Annotated in this window: 7 protein-coding genes; 3 read left to right on the forward strand and 4 right to left on the reverse strand. The window is 30.9% G+C overall.

Features of this window, described 5'->3' with window-relative positions:
• Positions 1-175: 175 nt before the first annotated feature.
• On the forward strand, positions 176-625 hold the full coding sequence (locus K0039_RS10655) for a staygreen family protein (RefSeq protein WP_228105034.1): 450 nt from the start codon (positions 176-178) through the stop codon (positions 623-625).
• 253 nt (positions 626-878) lie between these two features.
• On the opposite strand, the gene K0039_RS10660 is transcribed toward K0039_RS10655, so the two are convergent.
• From K0039_RS10660 to K0039_RS10675, 4 genes are all read right to left on the reverse strand, one after another.
• Positions 879-1,385 carry a GNAT family N-acetyltransferase gene (locus K0039_RS10660; protein WP_265589459.1) on the reverse strand — a complete coding sequence of 169 codons (507 nt, stop codon included), beginning with the start codon at positions 1,383-1,385 and terminating at the stop codon, positions 879-881.
• A 511-nt stretch (positions 1,386-1,896) separates the two neighbouring features.
• Positions 1,897-2,790 (reverse strand): sulfite exporter TauE/SafE family protein, encoded by an 894-nt coding sequence (locus K0039_RS10665; protein WP_228105035.1) that lies wholly within the window; start codon positions 2,788-2,790, stop codon positions 1,897-1,899.
• A 169-nt stretch (positions 2,791-2,959) separates the two neighbouring features.
• Positions 2,960-3,178, reverse strand: a complete 219-nt coding sequence (locus tag K0039_RS10670; protein ID WP_228105036.1) for a hypothetical protein — start codon at positions 3,176-3,178, stop codon at positions 2,960-2,962.
• Between the two features lie 376 nt (positions 3,179-3,554).
• Entirely contained in the window at positions 3,555-3,902 is a 348-nt protein-coding gene (locus K0039_RS10675) for a DUF11 domain-containing protein (protein WP_228105061.1), read from the reverse strand.
• 112 nt (positions 3,903-4,014) lie between these two features.
• Here K0039_RS10675 and K0039_RS10680 point away from each other — a divergent pair, with 112 nt between their 5' ends.
• The gene (locus K0039_RS10680) at positions 4,015-4,305 is read left to right on the forward strand and encodes a hypothetical protein (RefSeq protein ID WP_228105037.1); all 291 of its coding nucleotides are present in this window, start codon (positions 4,015-4,017) and stop codon (positions 4,303-4,305) included.
• A gap of 850 nt (positions 4,306-5,155) precedes the next feature.
• A partial coding sequence (locus K0039_RS10685; RefSeq protein WP_228105038.1) for an SdrD B-like domain-containing protein occupies positions 5,156-7,174 on the forward strand: 2,019 nt, incomplete at its 3' end.

Below are 7,174 nucleotides of genomic sequence, written 5' to 3' on the forward strand. Positions count from 1 at the left end.
TACTTATATTATATATTTTTTCTTATCTTAAGGTTATTCTTTAGGATTGTATACTTGAAAAACAATCATATATAACACCTTATTATAAAAATCATGATAACTCCAAAAACTGTAACCTTTGTCTTATTTTCCTTATATGATAGAGTAATATTAATTTTTGAAAGTTGGTGATTATATGGAGTTTGACCTAAACAAACTTGAAGCTACATTCAAACCATCTATGACACCCTCAGGACCAATTGAAGGTAGAAAGTACACTCTTACACACTCAGATACTACAGACATGCTATTTTTAGATATCGGTCCTGAGTACAATTATTCTGCCATAAATGAAGAACTGAGGGATGAACTTATAGGGAAATATAAAAGATACGGTTATAACTCTTATATATTGATTTTTTATGCTTATGTTGGCGATTCTGATTATTTTGCTGTATCAATGAAATACAATGATTTCAAATATCATCTAAGATCTGCTCTTCAAGCTATTTTTTATGGAGATAAAGACTTATTAAATGAGCACGATTTTTTGCTTGACACGCCTATTTACGTGAAATTTGATTCTGAAATTGCTATCTTTGATAATTATGAATGTTATGGTTATGTAAGAGACTACATCTTATAGTTTAAATTATTAGGCTATATTAGCTCACTTCGTGATAAATATAGCCTATAAATTGTTCGTAATATATTAAATTTACGAACCTGTTATTTTGCTAAAAACATCATTTTAATTTCTTTAACAACATATCATCAAATTAATAGTAATTATAATTATAAAATTTATCTACAATAACTATACACAGCAAGATATGTTTTATTGAACATAAAAAAAGATATCGATAATATTTAATATTATTAATATCTTTCAATTCGCATTATTCATCTAATTCTTTTGATAATTTTTCAAGTGCTTCATTTTCAACTCTGTATACTGTCCACTCATCCATTGGAATTGCACCCATCTTCTTATAAAATTTTATAGATGGTTCATTCCAATCAAGACACCACCAATCTAATCGTCCACAATTTCGTTCTATAGCAATACGTGCTAATGCTGAAAATAGAGATTTTCCAAGTCCTAATCCACGCATTTGTGGCTGTACATATAAATCTTCAAGATACAGATTAGCTTTACCTAAAAATGTAGAGAAATTATGGAAAAATAAAGCAAATCCAACAGGCTCTCCATTATATTCTCCTATTATTACTTCTGCTTGTTTTTTTACAAATAAAGAGTTATATAAAACTTCTTCTGTAGCAACTACTTCGCTTAATAAGTTTTCATAAACTGCTAATTCCTTAATAAACTTAAGAATTAGCTTAGTATCTTTTTCAGTTGCAAATCTTATTTCAAAATTTGGTATTTTCGTTTTTAAATTCATTGTTATATCCCGTACCACCTTTAATTTTATAATTTAAGCTTAAATATAAATTTATATACATATAATATGTGCTTTATATTATACTGTAAAAATACATTTGATGTAAAGTTTCTTTTCATTTGTATAATAAATGTGATGTTTTCGTGACCACATGAGGTAACTATAAAATTTATCTAAATCAAATGTACAAAATAATATATATTTTCTTGAATACTAAAAAAACTAGATATATTCTTATACCTAGTTTTTGCTATTATATTATGCTTTATGGTTAACCATTATATTTTTAACTTCATCTATGCACTCAGGTTTTATTAACTCTAGCATTCTTGGGATAAAGTTCATCATATATTCTTTATTAAAAGGCATTGCCCCTCTTAAAGGCACTATGAAAGAGATTTCTATGTTGAAGGTGATAAAGACTTCCATCTAGGAATTGTTTTAATTCCATTTTTATAAGTAAAAAAGCCAATAACTAAAATTTAATCTTAGTTATTGGCTTTCCATTTATCTAACTTGCTTGATTTTCAAGTTTATTTTCATCATCTTTCTTAACTGCTGACTTAAACATAGTTACTGCTGTGTAAAGTACAACTGCAACTACTAACCAGTTTAACCAGTATACTGGCATGTTAGTAACAAATTTTAATGCAAGTATTGAACCTACTATACCACCTATAGTTATACCCATAGATACTTCTCTTACATAAGCTCCTTCTTTAACGAACTTAGTACAAGCTATTGGTCCAACAAATGCACATGATCCCATCATTATTGGGAATGCTGCCTTTGGATTCATTCCAAGAAGTGCAACCATAGCCATACATGGTGCATATAAACCTATACCTGCAGTCATTAATGCTCCAAGTACAAAGTTGCCTACAACACCTATTATTAACTTAGTTCCTTCAAGTGCCATAGCATCTCCACCTGCTGGCATTACTCCTAATTGTTTTGCTATTAGTAATCCTGCTGTCCCAAGTAAAGCTATCCCCATAGTTAACTGAACTTTCTTTTCTGGTAACTTAGATATTATCCCTGCTCCTATCCAAGAACCTGTTACTGCTGCAACTATCATACATACTAATGTAAATATATCGATTTCTATTACTGTTAATGACATAAGTGCTTGTGCTACCATTGGTAATGCATGAGCTACGTTTAATGTTCCTGGTAATAATTTATCAGGTACATTAACTTTTTTATCAAATTTTAAAATTGCTGTTGTTGTTGCAAATGATCCTACTCCGATTGCATCTAGGAAATCTGTTATAAATCCTATGATTAAACTTTTCTTAAAAATACCTTTGTTAGCTGAATCTCTGTTTTTTCTGAAGTCATTTACATAGACTGTTGAAAAACCTGCTGATATTACTGCTATTGCCCCTAAAATTGCTTTTAACATAATTCTTTTGCCCTTCTTTCTTTTATTGTCGCGAACAAATTATATCACCTTCGGAAATGTTTTCCAATAATATTAATATTTTTTTATATATATTTTATATTTATTTTAGCTGTCATAAATTTCTAATATTTTACATAATTTAGAAAAATATAAAAATTTTCTTATTTATTTACTTCTTCTTTCTAATGTATCGCTTCATTATCATACTTTGTACTTCCCCTGTATTTCCCTTTATATATGAAAAATCATTGTGATTCACTGCATCTGAAAAGTAATATAAATAATCATAAATTATTGTGGAAACAGCATCTTTCACTTCGTATGATGATGGTGGCTTGGTATATTCGTAGCTTAAGTGTATATCTAAACTTCCATCAACTTGTACCACATTACTTTTTATGTTCTTTCCTTTGTATTTTAAAATACCATTTTTAAAGTTTTATTAAAATGATCAAAATTAAATCTGTTAAAGAAGTCGCAGAATTACAACTTATGGTAGATGATTATATTGATTACTTTGATAATTATAGGTACCAGTGAAATCTATAAAAGCTGACTCATATTCAATATAGAAATCAGCTTTTAATAACCGCTTAGGAACTCTTTTTTTCTAATGTTCTTGACAATGGGTCCATTTTACTCAATGTATAGGTACTGTCATTACGAACATGGATCTTACTCAAAATGAGAAAACACTTGTTAATCTTCTTAATCAATTACAAGAATGTTGTAACCTATATATTAAGACGTCCTAGGCTAATTTCTTAGTTATTACAGTGACGATCATCACAACAGCCATCTTTAAACCAACTAGATTGATTAACTTCTACACTAGCTGTCGCTGTATTATTGTTAAGGTTTGGATCTGGTGTTGTTGAAATAACGTCTGCAATATTTATTATTTTACGATTACGTGTTGGCTTCACGGTTCCACTTATAAGAATAACTGTTGAAACTCCTGCTGGTAATGTTCCTAAATTAAGGCGTCCAGTCCATAAATTGAAGGTTGAGCCCCCATCCATCGAAAATTCTGGTGAATCAAGGAAATTTACAACATTATCTATTAAAATAACATTTTCAGCCGCTGATGGGCCTGCATTTGATACTATTATTGTAAAAGTTAACTAATCTCCTACACAAACCTTTCTTCCACATGCAACTTTCTTTACAGAAATATCTGCTGATGGTATTTCAGCCTATAGCTCTAGACATATAGATGATGTGTTGTTAATTAAATTAGGGTCTGGTGTTGTTGAACTTACAATTGCTGTATTATTTATAGTTCCTGTAGCTGTTTCTCAAACTGTTCCTCTTATTAAAGCTCCAGCTGCTAATGTTCCTATATCAATAAATCCTGGCCATGGGTTAAATGTTATGTCTCCAACTACTAAGAATTCTGGTCCTATAATACTTGATGAAACATTATCAGTTACAGTTATAGTTAATAATTGGGTTAATATAACAAGTATATTACATCCGTATGTAAGGAGCTTGGGGTTGGGAGAACTACTATAAGAGATAGATTTAAAAAGGCTAATTATAGCTATTCTAAGGAATTAAATAAATATACATATAATTTAAAAGAGCTTACAGGGCAAGATAACGGTTGTATAACATCTGATACATATAACAATAGTAATACAAACTTATTTGAAGATAACCATGTTTCAAGTATATTAAAAAAATCAGATGAAGATTTTCAAAGTAATATAATTGACTTAGTAAATAATTATGATGTATTAAAAGAAATAATTGAATTACACAAACGTAATACGTCCGTTATAAACAACAAATAATTATAGATTTAGATAATAGTGAAAATAAATTAACAACACTAAGAATTAACAAAACTATATTAGATAAATTCAATGAGTTCTGTGAAAAAAATAAACAATTTACAAAGGTAGATTTACTAAGTCAAACACTTAAAGATTTTATAGAATTACATAGTTAAAATACACTAAATTTAATGAAAAGTAGTTAAAAATATTGAAAAAACATTTTAAACATTTCTCAAAGTAACTATGGAGAATATGAAGAAAAATTAAACATCCTAAGTAGTAAAGGTGGCATCATGACAGACTTATTCGGATCATGAAGCCATCTTTACTATTTACTTACTTTTTGCTTTGATTTTTAAAAATGAGTAAGATAGCGATAAAAAAGCATTGAAATAAAATAATATTCGCAAGTTATTTACAATTAATAGCTTGCGAAATTTTGTTGTTTATAAAAAAATAGTACATTTATTGTATAAAAATGTAACAAAACATTTTTAAAATAATAGTATATTATAGGCCTAAAATGGTTCTAAAATAATAGTATATTATGGGCCCAAATATTATAATTTTAAAGGTGTGATAATATGACGACAGTTTCAGGACAAGTCATTTTCGATAGAGATAGAAGTTCTACTATTAATACTGGAGACTCAGGAATAGCTAATGTACCAGTTGTATTACAAAATACGTCAACAGAGGTTAGGTTGGTGGTTCTTACAGATACTTCAGGAAATTATTCATTTATCAATGTTCCAAATGGTAGCTATAGAATTGTAGAGGCTTTTGGAACTACAGGAGGAGTACCAACGCCAGGAGATTTTACAAACGCAGTATTCGGGTCAGTTCCTACTGCTACGGTACCGCCCATCAGTTTTGTTACGAATCCTCCTTCAGGGACAACAAACTTAGACTGTACAACTCCTAATACACTGTTAATAACAGTAACAGGAACTGATATAACAAATCAAAATATATTAAATGGTCCAGTGATCTATACACATATACAAACTATATTGGATTCATGCACAACAGTATCCAATATAAACCTTATTACAGATGCAGATAATGGAACATTTGGATTTTTTGAGCCAGGGACACCAGCTAATACAGGACCTGCTACCGCACCATTTCCAGGTGTTACGCCAGATTTTACGTATGTAGTACCAGATCCAACTAAGTTTACACCTATAGATGGCGAATATACAGTACAAAATATTATGAATAATGCAATGAGTAATCAGATAGGAGCTTGGTGGCGTATTGCGGATCATACTACAGGGAATGAAACAGGAAGGATGATGGTAGTAAATGGTTTTAATCCAGGTGCTGTATTTTTTAGATCTACAGTATCAGTTACGCCTAATACTAATTTTTTATTTAGCACATGGATTCTAAATCTATTTAAGGTAACAGGATTTCCACCGGCACAGTTAGGTGTTAGAATACTTGATCAAAACGGCAATGTACTGTTTCAACAAGCATTAGGAGTTTTAATTCCAGTTAATACCAATGCACCAGAGTGGAAACAAATAGGGACTGTCATTAATTCTCTAAATAATACTCAAATTACAGTAGAATTTTTTAGTGAAGGTGAAGCTGTTATTGGAAATGATTATGCTATCGACGATGTCTCTTTACAAAAAATCACGGTTCCAATATTTACTCCAATAAAAGAAAGTAGTGCGTCAACTGCAAATGTGGGCGAAATAGTAACATATACGGTTAGACTAAATAATACTTGCACTAGTCCTTTGACTAATGTATTTTTTAAAGATATTCTTCCAATTGGTTTATTATTTATACCTGGAAGTGTAATGGTTAATGGAGTGCCCAATCTAGGAGCAGATCCTAATATAGGTTTTGATCTACCAAATGTTACAGGACTAGGAAGTGTTGAAGTAACTTTTGATGTTAGGGTTGAAGGTATCCCTAATCCAAATCCTGCTATTAATACAGCAACAATAGATTACTCTTATACACCTGTAGAGGGCGGTATCCCAGGGAACTTTTCAGTAGATTCTAATCCAGTTCCTCTTGAAGTTGTATCAGTACCAGGAGAAGCAGACATTGCTGTAACAAAGCAAAGTAATGAGCCAGTAGCTGTACCAGGAGAGACGCTCAGCTATACGATTGTAGTCACAAATTTGGGACCATCTAATGCGCAGAGTGTCCTTCTAACGGATAGTATACCATCTTCTATTCTTAACCCACAGTTCTCAGTAAATGGTGGATCAACTTTCCAACCATGGACAGGTAGCCTTAACTTAGGAACAATAGAAGCACAGGGGGCAAGAATTATCATAATAAGAGGAACAGTAAGTTCAACAGCAACAGGCATGATTACAAATACAGCAACAGTAAGCTCACCTACACCAGATCCAAATCCAGATAATAATGTTTCTACTGTAGAGACTCCAGTATCAGCCGTAGTAGCAGACATTGCTGTAACAAAGCAAAGTAATGAGTCAGTAGCTACTCCAGGAGAAATATTCAGCTATACGATTATAGTCACAAATTTTGGACCATCTAATGCGCAGAGTGTCCTTCTAACGGATAGTATACCATCTTCTATTCTTAACCCACAGTTCTCAGTAGATGGTGGA

It is taken from the genome of Terrisporobacter mayombei (genome assembly GCF_020748465.1).
Classification (GTDB): Bacteria; Bacillota; Clostridia; order Peptostreptococcales; family Peptostreptococcaceae; genus Terrisporobacter; species Terrisporobacter mayombei.